This is a genomic window from Arthrobacter ruber, assembly GCF_002954225.1.
GTDB lineage: Bacteria > Actinomycetota > Actinomycetes > Actinomycetales > Micrococcaceae > Arthrobacter_D > Arthrobacter_D ruber.
This window is the reverse complement of record NZ_PPTH01000018.1, coordinates 255145-270011: the sequence shown is the minus strand read 5'-3', so window position 1 is coordinate 270011 and position 14867 is coordinate 255145. Positions and strand designations below refer to the sequence as shown.

The window sequence follows — 14867 nt, the reverse complement described above, 5'->3', positions numbered from 1 at the left end:
TACAGATGTGCACAATGGGGTTCATGAGAAGTGGAACAGAGTGCAGCACAGGTCAGACGGGAGCGGGGGCTCGATGAGCGATCCGGGAGTGGCAGTCGTCATCGAGGACGATTCCGATGTTCGGAATCTCGTGGCGGCCGTCCTGAAGCAGTCGGGATTCGACGTGCACATCGCGCCGAACGGGCGTGCGGGCGTCGAACTGGTCAGGACCCACGAGGCAGCGGTCGTCACCCTCGATGTCGGGCTGCCCGACATCGACGGGTACGAGGTGCTGCGCCGCATCCGGGATTTCAGCACCTGCTACGTGGTGATGCTGACCTCGCGCGGCGACGAACTGGACACCCTCACGGCCCTGCAGTCCGGCGCCGACGACTATCTCACCAAGCCGTTCCGCCCCCGGGAGCTCCGCGCCCGGGTCGCGGCGATGCTGCGCCGGCCGCGGGTCGCCGCGGAGCCGGTGCCCGCCGTGCAGCCGGCCGCTTCGACGCCCTTGCCGGAAGCTCCCGCTGTGGTGCCTTCGCCGTCGCCCGTGGTGGAGCACAACGGCCTGGCCCTCAATGCGGATGCCCGCACCGTGGTGCTCGACGGACGTGACCTGCCCCTGACGCGGAGCGAGTTCGACCTCCTCAACGAGATGCTCAAGAGCAACGGCTCCGTGAGGACCAAGGCCGATCTCGTGCGGGTGGTGCGCGGTGAGTACTACGGCGAGGACACCTACATCAGCGACTCCGACGAGCGGGCCATCGAGGTGCACATCGGCAACCTGCGCCGGAAGCTCGAGGAGGACCCGAAGAACCCGCGGTGGCTGCAGACCGTGCGCGGCGTGGGCTACCGGCTCACGCCCGGCCGTTCCTGAAGGGCGTCGGACGGCTAGACGGACGCCAGGTAGCGGGACTGGATTTCGAGGATGGTGTCCAGCCCGCAGCGCTCGATCGCGGGGAGGATGTCACGCGCCGTGTCCAGCTCGAAGGCCGTCACTGCCACCTCGAACTCGGCAGCCATGGCCGAGAGTCGGGCGGCACCGACCATCGCGGATGAATTGCGGAGGCTCAGGGCGGCATCGAGGGCGGCAGAGACGTCGCGGTCGCCGATCGCGGTGGTGAGGCGGAGGTAGCGCCCCTCGAACCCGGCGATGTAGTCACGGGCGAACGCCTTGGCGGGTGAGGGGTCGTTCAGCTGCCGCTCGAGGTGGGCGAGCACGGTGAGGTCCACCAGTGGCAGGTCCTGCTGGGAATCGATCGAAGGCACCATCTCAGGCTACGTGTGTGATCTGACGGTTTGCCGTGAAGCCGCTCACCCTGTGCGAGAAATGCGCTTATGCTTGGCGGTCCTGCTAGGTGGCAGATACTCAGAAAGTAGGCCGGGGTTACCACTCACTGGCTGGCGAACGTATCGATGGCGTTGAGCGCAGCAGGGCCGAGGATGACGATGAACAGGACGGGGAAGATGAACACCAGCAGCGGGAAGAGGACTGCGACGGGCAGCTTCATCGCCTTCTCCTCGGCGCGCTGTCTGCGCTTCACACGCATGACCTTCGCCTGTGTCCGGAGGACCCCGGAGAGTGCGATGCCGTAGGCGTCGGCCTGGACGATGGCCTTCACGAAGCTGCGCAGTTCCGGGATGGTGCTGCGGTCCGCTAGGGCCAGATACGCCTCACGCCTGCTGCGTCCCACCTGCATGTCCTGCAGGGTCCGCACGAGTTCTTCCGCCAGGGGGCCCTTCCCCGTTTCACCGGCCCGCTGCATGGCACTCTCGAAGCCCAGCCCGGCCTCGACGGAGATCAGCATCTGGTCGAGGGTGTTGGCCAGTTCCAGCGCCATCGCCTTCTGGCGCTCCTGGCCCTTGCTGTAGAGGAGCAGGTCGGGCACGAAGTAGCCGAGGACCGTGATGAAGACCGCGAGCAGGACGAAGACCTTGCTCGGGTCGGACTGCAGCAGGAGCAGGCCGGCCAGAGCGCCTGCGAGGCCGAGGAGGGGCTTGGCCGTGAGGACCTTCGCCAGCGGCATGGAGGCCGGGCGTCCCGCCAGTGAGAGCAGGTGATCGAGCTTCGCCACGTAGGCGTGAGCGGTAAGGCGCCGTCCGAGCTGGAGCAGGGGGTTCTGGCGGTCCGCGGCAACTGGGGTAAGTCCCCTGCCCTGGTTCAGGTTGCCCTGCACGGTGCGGCGTACCTTGACGTCGGAGGTGAGTAGTGCCCAGGTGAAGTAGCCGATTGGTACCGAGGTCAGCAGGAGTGAGGCGAGCAGGATCAGGTCCACGGGTCGGTCTCCTTCAGAATTTCAGGTCGATGATCTTGCGCAGCCAGAGTCCGCCGATCGTCATCATGACGGCAGCACTCCCGAGCATGACCCATCCCAGCGGCTTGGTGAACAGCGGATCCACGTACCCGGGACTGACGACCGTGAGGATCAGCGCGATGCCGAAGGGCAGGGCGGCGAGGATGTAGGCGGAGAACTTCCCCTCGGCCGCTAGCGCCTTGATCTGGCCCTTGATCTCGGTGCGCTCGCGGATCGTATGGCCCACCTGATCGAGGACATCGGCGAGATCTCCGCCCACCTCGCGGTTGATCTGGATGGCCTGGGCGATCCACGCGAAATCCTCGTTCTGCATGCGCTCCGAGGTGTCCATGAGGGAGGCGAGGAGGTCCTTGCCGAGGCTCGTCTCGGCGACGATCCTGCGCATCTCCTCCGACGTCGGGCTGTCGGCCTCGGTCGCAGCGGCGTCGATCGCACGGAGGATGCTGTGGCCCGCCCGCAAGCCGCCGGTGAGTAGCTGCAGGGTGTCGCCGAGCTGCGCGTCGAAGCGGCGACGTCGTCGTCCGGTCAGGAACGAGACCACGAGGTGCGCAGCCGCCGGAGACAGCAGGAGCAGGAGGATGCCGACGGCGGGCGCGAGCAGCACCCAGCCGAGCAGGAGACCGGTGACGCCCGCGAGGATGATGAGCAGGTACACCTCGGCCTGGCTCAACTTCACGCCCGCGGTCTCCAGGACCTGCTGGTTCAGGAACCGCATCGGCCGACGCTGCAGGTAGCGGTCCATCGCCCGTCCGACGACTCCCGCGAAGCGCGAGAGCTGCGAGTCCGGCTGGTCCACCGGCGGACGGCGGCGATCCAGCGGCACGGGCGACTGGAGGGGCCGAAGTGCGATGAGGGCGAGCACGATGGCGCCGATCACCAGGGCGAGCCCGGCAAGGAGCAGGACGGTCATGCGGCTATCGTCCGCGCGCGGGAACGGACCCGAAGACGGCGGGGGATACCGTGATCCCCATGTCCTCGAACCGTTCCATGAAGCGGGGTCGGATGCCCGTGGGTACGGGTCTGCCGAGGAAACGGCCCTTGCTGTCCACGCCCGCTGAGTAGTCGAAGACGAAGGCGTCCTGCAGTGTGACGACGTCGCCCTCCATACCCTGCACCTCCGTGACGTGCGTGATGCGCCGGCTTCCGTCCCGGAGCCGCGAGATCTGGACCACGAGATGGACTGCGGATGCCAGCTGCTCGCGGATGGCGCGCAGCGGCAGGTCCATCCCGGCCATGAGGACGAGCGTCTCGAGGCGGGCGACCGCGTCACGCGGTGAGTTGGCATGCACGGTGGAGAGGGAGCCGTCGTGGCCGGTGTTCATGGCCTGGAGCATGTCCAGGGACTCACCGCCACGCACCTCGCCGATCACGATGCGGTCGGGCCGCATCCGGAGGGAGTTGCGGACGAGGTCGCGGATGGTCACGGCCCCCTTGCCCTCGGTGTTCGGCGGACGGCTCTCGAGGCGCACCACGTGCTGCTGCTGGATCTGCAGCTCGACGGCGTCCTCGATGGTGACGATGCGGTCGCCCTCGGGCAGGAAGGAGGACAGCACGTTGAGCAGGGTGGTCTTCCCGGTGCCCGTGCCGCCCGAGACGATGATGTTGAGCTTGGCCTTGACGCAGGCATCGAGCAGTTCGGCCATCTCGGGCGTCAGCGTCCCGAAATCGATGAGGTTCTGCACCGTGAGCGGGACCTTGCTGAACTTGCGGATGGTCAGCGAGGAACCGTTGACCGCGAGCGGCGGGATGACGGCGTTGACGCGGGAGCCGTCCTCGAGGCGGGCATCCACGAAGGGGGAGGACTCGTCGATGCGGCGGCCGACCTTGGAGACGATGCGCTCGATCACGCGCCGGAGGTGCTCCTCCGAGCTGAACCGGGAGTCGCTGAGTCTCAGCTTGCCCTGCTGCTCGACGTAAATCTGGTCCATCCGGTTCACCATGATCTCGGTGACGGACGCGTCGTCGAGGAGCCGCTGGAGCGGGCCGAAGCCGAGGACGTCGTCGGCCACGTCCTGGATGAGGCGCCGTCGCTCGTCGGGGCTGAGGGGCACCTGCTCGGCGTCGATGATCTGGCTGAGCTCCTCGCGGGCGATCGCCTTGAGGTCCTCCTCGGTGATCGACGTGTCGCTGGCGCGGACGCCCATCCGCTCGAAGAGGGCGGAGGCGGCGCGCTGCTTGAGGCCGGCGAAGACGTCCACCTTCGCCGTCCCGGGCTTCTCGGGAGCCTCGCGGACGACGGCGGGGGCAAGTGTCGCAGGGCGTGGCTCCTCTGCGGGCGAGGCGGAGGGTTCCGCGTCGACGACGGCAGGCGCGGCCGCCAGGCCGGCGGCCTGGATGCGGGCGGAGAGCTTCATCGGACCACCACGCGGCGGTGCACCTTGCGCTGCGACTTGGCGCGCCATGCGTGGTCGAACCGCTGCACGAGGTCGGTGAGGCTCTTCGTCGCAGGGTCGCGGACCTTGTCCTGCAGCAGGGGGACGCCCCGGTTCGTCGCCAGCGTCAGTGCCCGGGAACGGGGGATGGAGACGTCGACGGGCGCGGCGAGGGTCGCCTCGATGTCCTGGACCGAGAGCCCGGTCTTGGTGTCCGCGAAGTTGAGGACCACGTGGCGGGTCTCCGGCATGAGGTTGAGCTTGTTGAGGACGTCGAGCCCGGTGCGGAGCCCTCGGACGCTGGGCACGTCCATGCCGGTGACCCATACGGCGTCCGTGCACTGCTCGAGGGCTGCGAGACTCGGCTCGATGAGTCCAGGGCCTGTGTCGACGACGACGTACCGGAACTCGAGGGCGAGCTGCTGGATCAGACGGGTCACCTGCTCGGAGCTGATGCGGTCGGCGTCGGCCGGGTTGCGCGGGCCGCACAGGGCGTAGATCCCCGACGAGTGAGCGGTCAGGAAGGCCTTGAGGACCATGGAGTCCTGTGTGGCGGCACCGGACACGGCGTCGAGCACCGAGTACTCGGGGTTCAGGTACAAGCCGGTGCCCACATCACCGAACTGGAGGTCCAGGTCCACGATGACGACGCTCAGCGGTGCGATCTTCCCCAGGCCGACGGCCAGGTTGGTGGCGATGGTGGTCTTGCCCACGCCGCCCTTGGGGGAGAAGACCCCGATGACCAATCCGCTCTGCTTCTCGTGCGGGAGCTGGGCATCGGTCCGCTGGCGCGTGGCGAACGCCTGGCAGGCCCGTTCGAGCTGGGCGCGGATGCTCGCGACGTCGGCCAGTGGCGTGAGGATGTCCCGGACGCCGGCCCGCATGGCCTGCAGGGCGATCTCGGGGTGGTCCTCGTGCACGAGGACCACGCTCACCTCGGGGAACTTCACGTCCACGATGATGGCGAGGCGCAGCGCGTCCTCGATGGCGATGCCCGGGCCGAAGATGAGCACCTCGGGGCGTTCCAGCGCCAGCTGGTCGAGGATGGCGTCCGAGTCGCCGGCCAGGACGGTCGAGGGCAGGCTCTTCACGTGACCCTGGAGACCGCCTGCGACGGCGTGGCGGACCTTCTGCTCGAAGTCTGAGCTGGGCGTGATCAGGACGAATCTGCTCATCGGTACAGTTCCTTGTTCTCGATGACGGGGGAGTCGCCCTCGATGGTGGCGTCCGTTTCCTTGCTGAGCCACAGCGTGGCGTTCTGGTTGGCATGCACGATCTTCGTGGCCTGGGCGGTGTCGACGGCGACCGTGAGCATGAGGGATCCGCTCGGGAGCGCCTCGGCCTCGGCTCGTGCCTGCTCCTCGGGGTCGGCGGCCGGGTCGGCGGCGACGGCGGTAGGGGCGCGCTGCACGGAGGTCACCAGGATCCTGTGGAGGGCGAGCTTCGTCGTCGGGACGTCCGCGGACTCCTCGAGGCCGCCGGACTCCAGCGAGATGAACATGCCGACGGTGTCACCCGGCGCGATCTTGCCTCCCACCGCGCGGTCGGGCTCGATGGTGAAGGACACCTCCTGCAGGCCCTCCGGTACCTCGACGCTGCCGGTCAGAGAGGCTTCGCTCGGGTCCACGAGCCGTTCCGAGAGCAGCTGTTCGCCGGGCATCAGTTCCACCGCGGTGACCTTGTCGGCCGAGGAGTCGAGGTCCTTCAGTGCGGACGCTCCCACGGCTGTGGCAGGCAGGCTCTGTGTGGTGAGGAAGGGCATGAGTTCCTCGGTGGTCGTTCCGGCGGGGACGGTGGTCGCGACGACGAGCACGTCGACCGGGTCGAGCCCCTCGACCGCCCGTGCTTCGGCGCCCTGCGCGTAGCCGTAGAGCATCATCGCCCCGACGAGGGCGAGCACGACGGCGGCGACGCCGGCCAGGAGACGGGATTTCATGGTGTTGCTTCCTCGAGGGTGAGACGGACGACAGCGCCCATATCCGGGTTGTAGGGGCCGAGCGTGTAGGCGGAGTCCAAACCGACCATCTTGACGAACTTGCCGATGATGCCGATGCATTGCGTGGAACTGCACTTGTAGCCGGCGTAGTAGTTGTCACGGAAGGAGTCGGGGAAGGTGGAATTGCCTTCCTGCTTGAACTTCCAGCCGTGGACTTCGAATGCAGCAAAACCGATGAGCTGATAGATCGCGTTGTTGCCGCTGTCGCTGACACTGCGGTAGATGGGGAACAGGCCGACGGGCGCTTCACCCGCTTCGATCTTCGTCCGCCATTCCTGCAGCAGGGGGACGCAGTCATGGGGCGCTCCGGTGTTGCCGGTGTTACTGCCCGAGGCACTGTGTGCGATGTCGACGAATGCCTCGCACTTACCGGGGACCTGGTTCAGGCTGCCGAAACCCCCTGGCGGGCCGCCAGCACACGCGGGAGTGGCGTCAGACTTCTTCCGGAACTCCACGACCTGCCAACCCGGTCCATCCTTCAGCTCACACTCGGAGAATGTGATGGGAAAGGGCGCGGGGCCGGAGGTAGGGCTTCCCCACGTAGCGGTCGAGGATGCCGTCACCTCGCTGGAACTGATGCCGAGTACGTTGGCGAAGAGCAGCGAGATGCGGTTGGGTGCCTGGCCGTCCTGAAGTGCTCCGGTGGTGACGGTGACCTTGCGGGCCGTCTTATCGACGATAACGTTCTTCACGTTGCTCTTCGTGTCGAGGGCGTTGCTGTTGGCAAGACTGCGGGCGATGGGGGCTGTCGGGAGACAATCGATATCATCCAAGTCCCGAGCGCATTCCTGCGCTATCGCGAGAGCGCCCGCGTCTGCACCGTTCTGCAGCTGCGCTTTCTCGGAGACGACCATGCCAATATCAACGGCAAGAGCAGCGAAACCTAGAAGGATTACCATGAGGAGGGCGACGAGGACGCTTACTGCTCCATGCTCAGCGCGTGCTTCGGGTTCCTTTAACCACCGCACAGCATGACTCCCTTGCCTGTCATATTAAAGGGACCAGCAATACCCGTGAGTGTGCTCAGCGAATAGCTGACCGTTACGGATGCAGTGCTACCCGCAGGGCAGGGATCAGCGGCGGTTGATCCAGGAACCGTGATTGCAATATTTGAAGCAGTAAGCTCGGGCCTCAAAACTCCTGCCGTAACGGCGGCCGTCTTCGCTCTCGATGTGTCTTCAGAAATCACCATGACGCGAACGCTCTCCCGGGCGGCGCCGGTTAGCACTGCCTGAGTGTTGAATGCGCGTCCGAACTCCATGATGCCTAGGAGGATAAGGATGAGGACGGGTAAAAGCAGAGCGAACTCTACCGCCGCGGCGCCTCGCTCTCGCGATGATCCCATAGTCATAGCTTTCGAATGAGGGTGCTTGAGCCGTCAAGACCTCTACGAGACGGCTCAAGCACCCTATGTAGAAACTCTTAGCTGCAGGTGCCCTGGCCTCCGGAAGCGGCTGCGGCGTACGTCTTGCCCTGAACTTGGCAAGCTACCTTATTGAACGTTGTGGAGAGTCCGCCGCTCAGAAAGGTGACGGCGACGATGATGGCGACCGCGAGGAAAGCGACCATGATGCCGTACTCGACAGCGGTGGCGCCGTCCTCCTTGCGGACCAGACGGGGGAGGAGGTGCATGCGGGTGTTGGACATGAGGAACATGGGGAACTCCTGGGTGACGGGGTGTCTCCGGCCCAGCGCCGGATGTGCTCAAAAACTAGCGCCTCGGCAAGCCGCTATACCGACAAATCCCTGATCCTGCGCCAAGCCTGCCCTGCCTGCAGTTTTCCTGCGCCAACGCTGCGTTCGACCGACGTACGAACGCAGGTCGAAGCGAGGACAACGCTGCAAGACACCGGTTCTGCCAAGGAACTCGACGCACCCGTTGAGACGAGTTGCACCCCACCTACACTGGCGGAATGGTCTCTCCTTCCACGCCGAACGATGCTGCCTCAGAGTTCGAGCACGTGCGCCTGCTCGCCGCGCTGGTGGAAGCGTCGGACGATGCGATCAACGGTGCCGACCTGGACGGGATCATCACCAGTTGGAACGCGGGCGCCGAGAAGATCTACGGGTATACGGCCGAGGAAGCCATCGGCCGCAGCGTCGGAATGCTGACGCCCACCGGAGCCATGGACGTCGAAGGCACCCTGCGCTCCGGGCTGGCCGGCGGAAAACCGATCATCGGGCAGGCAGTCGTCGCGCGGCACCGGGACGGCTCGCTCATCGAGCTGTCCCTCACCCTTTCTCCGGTCCTCGACGACGACGGCCGAGTGATCGGCTCCTCCGCAGTGGCACGTGACATCACCGAGGCCCAGCGGAAACGGACCGCCGCTGAACACGAACGGGATCGACTGGCCTTCGCGCAGGAGTTGGCGCACGTCGGGTCCGTGGAACTGAACATGCTGACCGGACACCGGTGGTGGTCGGACGAGTACTTCCGTATTCACGGCCTCCCGATCATCCCGGACCCGACCGAGGAGCTGTGGCTCTCGGTGCTGCACCCCGAGGACCGCGAGCGGGTGCGGCAGGTCTGGCACGACCTCGAGTCGGGCGGGCCACCCTTCAAGCTGGTTCACCGGATCCTGCGGCCGAGCGGAGAAGTGCGCTGGGTCCACACGAGCGCCGCCGCCGAACACCGGGACGGTGTCCTGGTCCGGCTCCTCGAGACCGTCGTCGACATCACCGAGCGGAAGCTCGCCGAGGAAGCCCTCGAACGTCAGGCGTTCCAGGACCCGTTGACTGGCCTGGCGAACCGGGCGCTCCTGACGAACCGCATCGAGCGCGTGCTGGAGGAGGCCCGACAGAACGGTACCCAGGTGGGCGTGCTGTTCCTCGACGTCAACCGGTTTAAGGTGGTCAACGACGGGCTGGGGCATGCTGCAGGTGACAGCCTCCTCATCCAGCTCGCCGCCCGTCTTCGCAGCGCCGTGCGTCCCACCGACACGCTCGCTCGCTTCGCCGGCGACGAGTTCGTCATCGTCTGCAGCGGCGTGGGCCCGGGGGAGGTCCACGACCTCGCCCGGCGGATCGCGGCCGAGGTCCAGGTTCCGTTCGACCTGCTCGGCCATGAGTTGTTCGTCAGCGTGAGCATCGGCATCGCGCTGTCCTCGAGTGCGGACACCGCGGAAGCACTGCTCCATCAGGCGGACACGGCGATGTACTCCGCGAAGGACACCGGTCGCATCGACGGCGTCGTCTTCGAGAGCTCGATGCATCGCCGCGCCGGAGCTCGGCTCGACATCGGATCGCAGCTACCGCGTGCGATCGAGCGCGACGAGCTCGAGGTGTACTACCAGCCGATCGTCGACGTCGTCAGGCAGGTGCCCCTGGCCTTCGAGGCTCTCCTTCGATGGAGGCACCCCAGACACGGGCTGGTATCCCCCTGCGACTTCATCCCGGTCGCCGAGGAGACCGGGCTCATCGTGTCCATCGGCAGGTGGGTGCTGGTCAACGCACTCGCCCAGACGCAGCACTGGCGGTCACAGGTGCCGGGAGCTTCCGGGCTGCGCATCGCCGTCAACCTCTCGGCACGTCAACTGCAGGATCCTTGTCTCTTCGACACGGTGGCTGACGCGATCACGGAGGCCGGTATCGATCCGTCGGCCGTGGAGCTCGAGATCACGGAGTCAGCGCTGCTGAAGAACGTGGAATGCTCGATGGTCACGCTCACACGGCTTCGCGCGCTGGGCGTAGGGCTGTCGATCGACGACTTCGGCACCGGATACTCGTCGCTGAGCTACCTCAGCCGGCTCCCCGTCACCAGCCTGAAGATCGATCGCTCCTTCGTGGACGGTCTGGGAGGCGGTGACCTCCACGCACGACCCATCGTCGCCGCGATCACCATGATGGCCTCGGCGCTCGGCCTCGATGTCATCGCCGAGGGAGTGGAGACGCAGGGTCAGCTCCGCGAGCTCGAGCGGCTCGAGATCGGTGCGGCGCAGGGCTTCCTCTGGGCTCGACCCATGCATGTGGGGGACGCCGGTACGTGGCTCACAGGGGGCAAGAGCCGTCCGGATGCAGGCCGGACGCAGCCGGCAGCCGCCGGCTGATCGCCGACTGATCGCCGCCGCCGCCCTGTTTTGACCCGGCCCGGTACGGCACGCTATTCTTGGTAGTCGTTGTGCGTATCCCAGCTCGATACGTCTGCGCCCCACGGAGCGGTTCAGTTGCAGAACCACCTGGCCCGGGGGCGGAGCCGAGATTTACGGGATGACTGGTCGTATTTCAGCCCTCACCTGAAGTTCCGGTAGCGCATGAATAAGCTGAGCCCGCGGGTACGGAGATCTCCGGAATCGTGGGCGACACCGAAATAGAAACGAAGGCCATAACCGTGCGTACGTACACCCCGAAGCCAGGCGACATCACCCGCCAGTGGCACGTAATCGATGCAACCGACGTCGTCCTCGGCCGTCTTGCCAGCCAGACCGCAATCCTGCTCCGCGGAAAGCACAAGCCGACCTTCGCTCCCCACATGGACATGGGCGATTTCGTCATCATCATCAACGCTGAAAAAGTAGCCCTCACCGGCTCCAAGCTCGAGCAGAAGCGGGCATACCGCCACTCGGGTTACCCGGGCGGCCTCAAGTCCACCAGCTACGTGGAACTCCTGGACAAGAACCCGGAGCGCGCAGTCGAGAAGGCCATCCGTGGCATGCTCCCCAAGAACTCGCTCGCCGCCCAGCAGATCGGCAAGCTGAAGGTCTACCGCGGCGCCGAGCACCCCCACGCTGCGCAGCAGCCCACCACGTACGAAATCACTCAGGTCGCCCAGTAGTCCTGGCCACCAGTACTAAGAAATCACTTCAAGGAGAACCGTGGCTGAGAACACTGAAGAGCTGAACGACCCTACTGAGGAGCTCACGAGCTACACCTCAGAGTCCACCGAAGGTGGCGAGACCGCCGTCAAGGAGCGTCCCGCGCTTACCGTCGGCGGCGGAGCCGTCGGACGCCGCAAGGAAGCTGTCGCCCGCGTGCGCCTCGTCCCCGGCACCGGCAAGTGGATCGTCAACGGGCGCGAGCTCGCCGACTACTTCCCGAACAAGCTGCACCAGCAGGAAGTCAACGACCCGTTCAAGCTCCTCGAGCTCGACGGCGCCTATGACGTCATCGCCCGCATCCACGGTGGTGGACCCTCCGGCCAGGCCGGTGCCCTCCGCCTCGGTGTTGCGCGCACGCTGAACGAGATCGACCGCGAGAACAACCGCCCCGCCCTCAAGAAGGCAGGCTTCCTGACCCGTGACGCCCGCGTCATCGAGCGCAAGAAGGCCGGTCTCAAGAAGGCACGCAAGGCGCCTCAGTACTCCAAGCGGTAACTGCCGCTTACCCCGGAGAAGATCGCCGGCGCGATCTTCTCCGGGTCCCCTCAGCGGCATCTGCCGCTCGGCTCCACGCGCTGTGGGGCCTCGCGGCAGGATTCGGCGCCTGGCTCCATGTTCCAAAGCATGGGCCGGGTCTCAGTCTTTCGTCACAGGGGACACGCGCAGAAGCCCGTCCGGGCTCCCGGACGGGCTTCTTGCTTTAACCTGTAGGAGGCCCACCCGGTCTCAGGCTTTCCACTTAGGATGATCAACGATGAGCAAGTTATTCGGCACCGACGGCGTGCGTGGCCTGGCCAACGGCCTGATCACGGCAGAACTGTCCCTCCAGCTGGCCCAGGCCGCAGCCGTCGTCCTCGGCCACAACGCCGTCGAGGGCGGGCGCCGCCCCACCGCCGTCATCGCCCGCGACCCCCGCATCAGCGGCGAGTTCATCGCGGCCGCTGTCGAAGCGGGCCTCGCCAGTTCCGGCATCGACGTCTACGACGCCGGCGTGCTGCCCACGCCGGCCGCGGCCTTCCTCGTCGCCGATCTCGACGCCGACTTCGGCGTCATGATCTCCGCCTCCCACAACCCGGCACCGGACAACGGCATCAAGTTCCTTGCCCGGGGCGGCAACAAGCTCAGCGACGCACTCGAGGACGCCATCGAGGACGAGATGGCCAGTGTGGTGCGCCGCCCGGTGGCCGGCGACGTGGGACGCATCAAGCGCTTCGCCGACGCCGAGGACCGCTACGTGGTCCACCTGCTCCAGACGCTGCCCAACCGGCTCGAAGGGCTGACGATCGTCCTCGACTGCGCACACGGCGCAGCCAGCGGCTGCTCGCCCGAGGTGTTCCGGAACGCCGGCGCGGAGATCGTGGTCATCGGTGCCGATCCCGACGGCGTGAACATCAACGACGGCTACGGCTCCACCCACCTGGAGAAGCTGCAGGCCGCGGTCCTCGAGTACGGGGCCGACCTCGGCGTCGCCCACGACGGCGACGCGGACCGCTGCCTCGCCGTGGACCACGAGGGCACCGTGGTGGACGGCGACCAGATCATGGCCGTCATGGCCCTGGCCATGAGGGATGCGGGAAAGCTCAAGGACGACACGCTCGTGGCCACCGTGATGAGCAACCTCGGACTGAAGATCGCCCTGCGTGAAGCGGGCATCAACCTCAAGGAGACCGCTGTCGGGGACCGCTACGTCCTCGAGGGCATGCGCGACGGTGACTTCAGCCTCGGCGGCGAGCAGTCCGGTCACGTCATCTTCGGTGAGTACGCGACCACGGGCGACGGCGTTCTCACCGGCCTCCAGCTCGCCGCCCGCATCGTCGCGACCGGCAAGAGCCTCAAGGAACTGGCCGCCGTCATGACGAAGCTCCCGCAGGTGCTCATCAACGTCCGGGGCGTGGATCGCAGCGCCGCCAGCACGGATGAGGGTGTCCAGCACGCCGTCCGTGAGGCCGAAGCCGTCCTGGGCGAGACCGGGAGGGTGCTGCTGCGTCCCTCCGGCACCGAACCCGTGGTGCGCGTGATGGTCGAGGCCGCCGATACCGCGACGGCCCAGCGCATCGCCGAAGAGCTCGCCGCGACGGTCCAGGAGCGGCTGTCGCTCGAGCCGGCGGTCTGACCCGAGGGTCACGCCGACCCCGGGGCCCACTGCTCCACCCGGAGCCGTCAGCCCACCAGGGAAACGCCACTGCGCACGCACGACGAGACCAGGGCCCGGCACGGCCGGTCGCAGTCGCCCGCACCGTGGGAAGACCCGGCGAGCAGGCGCCCGACGGCGTCGTCGTACCGTGACAGGGCGATCTCCGCGATCACCGGACTCGGGAGCAGCGGAGCAGTCACGACGTCGGCGCGGGCCTTCGCGAGCTGGTCGTGGAAGTAGCCGGGAGCCAGCAGGTAGGATGCCACCGCGACCGGCGCCTGCATCGAGCCTGCTCGCTCGGCCGTCACGGCGTCAGGGACGGACGGGACCGCCTTCGAGCCGAACCCTGCGCGTACCCGGCCGGTCCTGAGCCCGGTGAGCGCAGCCCGAACCTCGGCGACGTCCTCCGCGGCACAGGCGTCGGAGGACCCCGCGGCGGCCAGCACCACGGCGTCCGTGTCGGCCACCCCTGCCTCGGTCAGCCGCTGCTGCAGTACCCGGGCCAGGCGCGGATCCGGGCCCAACGGAAGAGCTGACACCGTGCCGGGCCTGCCCGCCGCCGCCCGGGCGATGTCCACCTTGACGTGGTAGCCGACGGAGAGCAGCAGCGGCACGATGACGGCCGGACGACCTGCCGGAAGGGAGGCGACCACGTCCACGAGGTCCGGCTCCTGCACGTCCACATAGGCCTCGAGGACCTCCACATCCGGACGGAGCCCACGGATCCGTGCGCGCACCGCGTCGATCTCACGCCGACCCTGTGCGTTGTCGGTGCCGTGGGAACAGGCGATGAGGACGGGGAGGGCGCCCGGCGCAGGGTTCGCGGTCATGGCAGCCATTGAAGCACCGTGCACGGCTCAGGCGGCAATACAGACCTCGACGACGCCGTCGACGCACCGCACCGGATAGGCACCGAGCCCCTCGCCTCCTGACAGGCACGCTCCGCTCGCAAGGTCGTAGACCTCCTTGTGGAGGGGCGAGGCGATCGTCGCCAGTGACCCCCGCGACCCGACGATCCCCCGAGCCATCACGGCAGCCCGCGTCCGCGGATCGATGTTGCCCACGGCGTGCACCTGATCCCCGGGCAGCCGGAACAGGGCGATCTGCTCCCGGCCCACCAGCGCGGCCTCGCCCCAGCACTCCTCGAGGTCGTCGAGGCGGCAGACGGCCGCCCACCTCGTGCTCGAGGGGGCAGGACGCTGCAGGATGAGCTCGGTCATGGCGTTCTCCTCGGTGGCGGATGAGTTCCTTCAACGC

General features: G+C 67.1%; 16 protein-coding genes. 5 read left to right on the top strand and 11 right to left on the bottom strand.

The genetic code is table 11. The features are described 5' to 3' along the window. Positions 1–73: 73 nt before the first annotated feature. Positions 74–856, top strand: coding sequence for a response regulator transcription factor (locus tag CI785_RS15055; RefSeq protein ID WP_105032907.1), 783 nt, complete (start codon positions 74–76; stop codon positions 854–856). A gap of 14 nt (positions 857–870) precedes the next feature. On the opposite strand, the gene CI785_RS15050 is transcribed toward CI785_RS15055, so the two are convergent. The 9 genes from CI785_RS15050 to CI785_RS15010 all read right to left on the bottom strand — a co-directional run bounded on the left by CI785_RS15050 (position 871) and on the right by CI785_RS15010 (position 8318). Then, positions 871–1248, bottom strand: coding sequence for an Hpt domain-containing protein (locus CI785_RS15050; protein ID WP_157940291.1), 378 nt, complete (start codon positions 1246–1248; stop codon positions 871–873). Between the two features lie 125 nt (positions 1249–1373). Next, a complete protein-coding gene (locus CI785_RS15045) occupies positions 1374–2255 on the bottom strand; it encodes a type II secretion system F family protein (protein ID WP_105032905.1) in 882 nt (293 codons plus the stop codon). Between the two features lie 13 nt (positions 2256–2268). Next, a complete protein-coding gene (locus CI785_RS15040) occupies positions 2269–3204 on the bottom strand; it encodes a type II secretion system F family protein (RefSeq protein ID WP_105032904.1) in 936 nt (311 codons plus the stop codon). A 4-nt stretch (positions 3205–3208) separates the two neighbouring features. Next, positions 3209–4648, bottom strand: coding sequence for a TadA family conjugal transfer-associated ATPase (locus CI785_RS15035; RefSeq protein WP_105032903.1), 1440 nt, complete (start codon positions 4646–4648; stop codon positions 3209–3211). Continuing rightward, on the bottom strand, positions 4645–5841 hold the full coding sequence (locus CI785_RS15030) for a CpaE/TadZ family protein (RefSeq protein WP_105032902.1): 1197 nt from the start codon (positions 5839–5841) through the stop codon (positions 4645–4647). Before CI785_RS15030 ends, CI785_RS15035 begins: the two co-directional genes overlap by 4 nt. Then, entirely contained in the window at positions 5838–6602 is a 765-nt protein-coding gene (gene cpaB / locus CI785_RS15025; RefSeq protein ID WP_105032901.1) for a Flp pilus assembly protein CpaB, read from the bottom strand. Before cpaB ends, CI785_RS15030 begins: the two co-directional genes overlap by 4 nt. Then, entirely contained in the window at positions 6599–7630 is a 1032-nt protein-coding gene (locus CI785_RS15020) for a pilus assembly protein TadG-related protein (RefSeq protein WP_240615225.1), read from the bottom strand. Before CI785_RS15020 ends, cpaB begins: the two co-directional genes overlap by 4 nt. Then, the gene (locus CI785_RS15015) at positions 7618–8007 is read right to left on the bottom strand and encodes a TadE/TadG family type IV pilus assembly protein (RefSeq protein WP_105033227.1); all 390 of its coding nucleotides are present in this window, start codon (positions 8005–8007) and stop codon (positions 7618–7620) included. The genes CI785_RS15020 and CI785_RS15015 overlap by 13 nt, the downstream gene beginning before the upstream one ends. 77 nt (positions 8008–8084) lie before the next feature. After that, on the bottom strand, positions 8085–8318 hold the full coding sequence (locus tag CI785_RS15010) for a Flp family type IVb pilin (RefSeq protein ID WP_338064921.1): 234 nt from the start codon (positions 8316–8318) through the stop codon (positions 8085–8087). Positions 8319–8575: 257 nt separating this feature from the next. On the opposite strand from CI785_RS15010, the gene CI785_RS15005 reads away from it, so the two are divergent. The 4 genes from CI785_RS15005 to glmM all read left to right on the top strand — a co-directional run bounded on the left by CI785_RS15005 (position 8576) and on the right by glmM (position 13589). Next, positions 8576–10708, top strand: coding sequence for a putative bifunctional diguanylate cyclase/phosphodiesterase (locus tag CI785_RS15005; RefSeq protein WP_105032899.1), 2133 nt, complete (start codon positions 8576–8578; stop codon positions 10706–10708). Positions 10709–10989: 281 nt separating this feature from the next. After that, positions 10990–11433, top strand: coding sequence for a 50S ribosomal protein L13 (gene rplM / locus CI785_RS15000; RefSeq protein ID WP_105032898.1), 444 nt, complete (start codon positions 10990–10992; stop codon positions 11431–11433). Positions 11434–11473: 40 nt separating this feature from the next. After that, entirely contained in the window at positions 11474–11971 is a 498-nt protein-coding gene (rpsI, locus tag CI785_RS14995; protein ID WP_105032897.1) for a 30S ribosomal protein S9, read from the top strand. A gap of 259 nt (positions 11972–12230) precedes the next feature. Then, positions 12231–13589: a phosphoglucosamine mutase gene (gene glmM, locus CI785_RS14990; RefSeq protein ID WP_105032896.1), complete on the top strand. Its 1359-nt coding sequence runs from the start codon at positions 12231–12233 to the stop codon at positions 13587–13589. A 47-nt stretch (positions 13590–13636) separates the two neighbouring features. Here the strand turns inward: glmM and CI785_RS14985 are convergent, their stop codons facing one another. Both CI785_RS14985 and nirD read right to left on the bottom strand, forming a co-directional pair. Continuing rightward, entirely contained in the window at positions 13637–14449 is an 813-nt protein-coding gene (locus CI785_RS14985) for a sirohydrochlorin chelatase (RefSeq protein ID WP_420808252.1), read from the bottom strand. An 18-nt stretch (positions 14450–14467) separates the two neighbouring features. Further along, the gene (gene nirD / locus CI785_RS14980; protein ID WP_105032894.1) at positions 14468–14830 is read right to left on the bottom strand and encodes a nitrite reductase small subunit NirD; all 363 of its coding nucleotides are present in this window, start codon (positions 14828–14830) and stop codon (positions 14468–14470) included. Between the last annotated feature and the right edge of the window lie 37 nt (positions 14831–14867).

What these genes read in the sequence shown, in the direction of transcription:
- CI785_RS15055 (WP_105032907.1), top strand. Translation starts at nt 74, where the DNA reads ATGAGCGATCCGGGAGTGGCAGTCGTCATCGAGGACGATTCCGATGTT.
- CI785_RS15040 (WP_105032904.1), bottom strand. Translation starts at nt 3,204, where the DNA reads ATGACCGTCCTGCTCCTTGCCGGGCTCGCCCTGGTGATCGGCGCCATC.
- CI785_RS15035 (WP_105032903.1), bottom strand. Translation starts at nt 4,648, where the DNA reads ATGAAGCTCTCCGCCCGCATCCAGGCCGCCGGCCTGGCGGCCGCGCCT.
- CI785_RS15030 (WP_105032902.1), bottom strand. Translation starts at nt 5,841, where the DNA reads ATGAGCAGATTCGTCCTGATCACGCCCAGCTCAGACTTCGAGCAGAAG.
- cpaB (WP_105032901.1), bottom strand. Translation starts at nt 6,602, where the DNA reads ATGAAATCCCGTCTCCTGGCCGGCGTCGCCGCCGTCGTGCTCGCCCTC.
- CI785_RS15015 (WP_105033227.1), bottom strand. Translation starts at nt 8,007, where the DNA reads ATGGGATCATCGCGAGAGCGAGGCGCCGCGGCGGTAGAGTTCGCTCTG.
- CI785_RS15010 (WP_338064921.1), bottom strand. Translation starts at nt 8,318, where the DNA reads ATGTTCCTCATGTCCAACACCCGCATGCACCTCCTCCCCCGTCTGGTC.
- CI785_RS15005 (WP_105032899.1), top strand. Translation starts at nt 8,576, where the DNA reads ATGGTCTCTCCTTCCACGCCGAACGATGCTGCCTCAGAGTTCGAGCAC.
- glmM (WP_105032896.1), top strand. Translation starts at nt 12,231, where the DNA reads ATGAGCAAGTTATTCGGCACCGACGGCGTGCGTGGCCTGGCCAACGGC.
- CI785_RS14985 (WP_420808252.1), bottom strand. Translation starts at nt 14,449, where the DNA reads ATGGCTGCCATGACCGCGAACCCTGCGCCGGGCGCCCTCCCCGTCCTC.
- nirD (WP_105032894.1), bottom strand. Translation starts at nt 14,830, where the DNA reads ATGACCGAGCTCATCCTGCAGCGTCCTGCCCCCTCGAGCACGAGGTGG.